This window comes from Streptomyces griseomycini, from assembly GCF_014203535.1.
GTDB classification, from domain to species: Bacteria; Actinomycetota; Actinomycetes; order Streptomycetales; family Streptomycetaceae; genus Streptomyces; species Streptomyces griseomycini.
Genome location: NZ_JACHJI010000055.1, coordinates 1 through 3,719, shown reverse-complemented (window position 1 = coordinate 3,719; position 3,719 = coordinate 1). Strand labels below are relative to the sequence as shown.

1 protein-coding gene is annotated in these 3,719 nt (G+C 72.1%); it reads right to left on the bottom strand.

What is annotated here, in order from left to right:
• Window positions 1–3,719 (bottom strand): type I polyketide synthase (locus FHS37_RS38635; protein ID WP_311136989.1); only part of this gene is annotated, 3,719 nt, incomplete at both ends.

Below are 3,719 nucleotides of genomic sequence, written 5' to 3'. Positions count from 1 at the left end.
CTCACACCCTCGGGCAACGCGACCTCGGCGAACACCTCGTCCCCGCGCCGCCACGCCGCCCGCAGCCCCTGGAACACCGGCCCGTAACCGAAGCCTGCTTCGGCCGCCTGGTCGTAGAACCCGTCGAGATCGACGACCTTGGCACCCGCCGGCGGCCACTCGGCGAGGGAGGCCCCACCACCGAGCCCACCGGTACGGAGGATGCCGGTTGCGTGCCGGGTCCACGACACGCCGTCGTCGCCCGCACTGGAGTGGAGGGTCAGCTCACGCCGGCCCGACGCGTCCTCGGCACCGGCCCACACCTGGATCTGCACCGAGCCGTTCTCGGGCAGGACCAGCGGCGCCTCCAGCGTCAGTTCCTCCACCAAGTCACAGCCGACCTGGTCACCCGCGCGGATCGCCAGCTCCACGATCGCCGTCCCCGGCAACAGGACGGAGTCCTGGATCACGTAGTCCGCCAACCACGGGTGGGTGCGGAGCGACAGCCGACCGGTGAGCAGCACACCGTCCATGCCACCGAAGGCGACGGCCGCGCCCAACAGCGGATGCTCGGGCGCACCCAGTCCAGCCGCCGTGACATCACCGGTCAACGGCACCATGTCGATCCAGTAGCGCTGGTGCTGGAAGGCGTAGGTCGGCAGGTCCACCCGTCGGGCGCCGCTGCCCGCGAAGAACGCCGCCCAGTCCACCCGGACACCGCGTACGTGCAGGTGCCCCAGGGCGATGGTGGTGGCGGTAGTTTCCGGCCGGTCTGCGCGCAGCACCGGCACGAACGCCGCCTCGGGGGCCGTCTCCTGGCCCAGCGCGGACAGCGTGCCGCCCGGACCGACCTCGACGAACGTATCCACACCCTCGCCCGAGAGCGTGCCGACGGCATCGGCGAACCGCACGGACTCGCGGACGTGCCGCACCCAGTACTCCGGCGAGGTCAACTCCTCGGCCGTGGCCCGGACGCCGGTCAGCGTCGACACGATCGGGATCGCCGGCGCCTCGAACGACACGCTCTCCAGCACCCGCCGGAAGTCGTCCAGCATCGGCTCCATCAGCGGCGAGTGGAACGCGTGGCTGACCTTCAGACGCGACACCTTCCGGCCCTGCGCACGCCACTTCTCGGCCACCGCCTCCACATCGGCGGCGACACCGGAGACGACCACCGACGACGGGCCGTTGACCGCCGCGACGCCCACCGTCTCCGACAGGTCCGGTGCGACCTCGGCCTCCGACGCCTGGACCGCGACCATCGCGCCCCCGGCCGGCAGCGCCTGCATCAGCGTGCCGCGCGCGGACACCACCCTCGCGGCGTCCGCCAGCGACCACACACCCGCCACATGCGCGGCGGCCAGCTCACCGATCGAATGCCCGGCCAGCACATCCGGGCGGATGCCCCACGACTCAAGGAGGCGGAAGAGCGCCACCTCGACCGCGAACAACGCCGGCTGCGTCATGCCGGTCTCGTTCAGCGCCTCGGGGTTGTCTCCGTACAGGGTCTCGCGCACCTGGGGGTCGAACTCCGCCAGCACCTCGTCCAGCGCCTCGGCGAACACCGGGTACCGGGCGGCCAGTTCACGGCCCATCCCCAGCCGCTGCGACCCCTGTCCCGAGAACAGGAAACCCACCTGGCCGGGTTCGTCGGCAGTCCCCGTGACCACGGCACCGGTCGGCTGGCCGTCGGCCACAGCCGCCAAGGCATCGAGGAACTCGGACCGCTCGGCGGCGACGACCACCGCCCGGTGCTCCAGCGCCGCCCGCGACGTCGCCAGCGAGTAGCCCACGTCGGCCGGGGACTGATCGTCCACGAAGGACGCCAGCCGGGCGGCCTGCTCCCGCAACGCCTCCACGCTGCGGGCCGACAACACCCACGGCACCGCACCCTCACGTACCGACTCGGGGGCGTTCGCATCCGTCCGCTCGACCACGGGGGCCTGCTCGACGATGACGTGCGCGTTCGTCCCGCTCACACCGAACGACGAGACACCCGCCCGCCACGGCCGGTCCACGTCCGGCCACGCACGCTGCTCGGTGAGCAGTTCCACGGATCCCACCGACCAGTCCACGTGCGAGGACGGCTCGGTGACGTGCAGGGTCTTCGGCAGTACGCCGTGCCGCATCGCCATGACCATCTTGATCACGCCCGCGACACCGGCGGCCGCCTGCGTGTGCCCGATGTTGGACTTCACCGAACCCAACAGCAGAGGCTCACCGGTACGACCCTGCCCGTAGGTCGCCAGCAGCGCCTGCGCCTCGATCGGGTCACCCAGTGCCGTACCCGTGCCGTGCGCCTCCACCGCGTCCACCTCGGACGGGGCCAGACCCGCACTGGCGAGCGCCTGCCGGATCACCCGCTGCTGCGACGGGCCGTTCGGCGCGGTGAGGCCGTTCGACGCGCCGTCCTGGTTCACCGCCGAGCCCCGCACCACCGCGAGCACCGGATGCCCGTTACGCCGGGCATCCGACAGCCGCTCCACCAGCAGCATGCCGACACCCTCGCCCCAGCCGGTGCCGTCCGCGCTGTCGGAGAACGCCTTGCAGCGCCCGTCCACCGCCAGCCCACGCTGGCGGCTGAACTCGACGAACGCACCCGGCGTCGACATCACCGTCGCACCGCCGACCAGCGCCAGCTCACACTCGCCCTGGCGCAACGCCTGAGCGGCCAGGTGAAGTGCCACCAGCGACGACGAGCACGCCGTGTCGACCGTGACGGCGGGACCCTCGAGGCCGAAGGTGTAGGACAGCCGGCCGGAGATCACGCTCGCCGCGCTGCCGGTGCCGACATACCCTTCGACATCCTCCGGCGCGGCCATCAGCAGCGCGGCGTAGTCCTGGCCGTTGGTGCCGACGAACACGCCCGACCGGCTGCCCCGTACCGCATGGGGATCGATGCCCGCCCGTTCGAACACCTCCCAGGATGTCTCCAGCAGCAGCCGCTGCTGCGGGTCCATCGCCAGCGCCTCACGCGGCGAGATGCCGAAGAACGCCGGGTCGAACTCCGCCGCACCGCGCAGGAAGCCACCCTCACGGGTATAGCTGGTCCCCCGCTGGTCGGGGTCGTCGTCGAACAGCGCGTTCAGGTCCCATCCCCGGTCGTCGGGGAAGCCGGACATCACGTCCACGCCGGAACCGAGGAGCCGCCACAGGTCCTCGGGCGAGTTCACCCCACCGGGGAAACGGCAGCTCATGCCGACGATCGCGATCGGCTCGTCGGTGACGACGGTGGTGGGGGCGGTCGCCGTCAGGACGGGCGCGCCCGCGAGTTCGGCGTCGAGGAACGCCGCCAGCGCCTCCGGGGTCGGGTAGTCGAAGACCAGCGTCGCCGGCAGGCGCAGCTCGGTGACCGCGCCCAGCCGGTTACGCAGCTCCACCGCGCTGAGCGAGTCGAAGCCCAGCTCCTTGAATGGACGCCCAGGTGCCACGGCCTGTGCCGAGCTGTGGCCGAGCACCACGGCCACGTGGCCGAGCACCAGGTCGAGCAGCGCCTTGTCGCGCTCCGCAGCGGTCATTCCCGCCAGCGACTGGGCCAGCGCCGACCCGGAGACCGAACCCGCCTCAGCCGTCCCACGCGTCGTACCGCGCACCAGTCCGCGCAGCATGTGCGGCACGGGGTGGGAACGACCCTGTCGACGCAACGCGGGCAGGTCGAGGGGGACGGGCGCCAGTACGGCACGTCCGGTGGAGCCCGCCGCGTCGAACAGCGCCAGCCCCTCGGCCGTACGCAGGGGTAT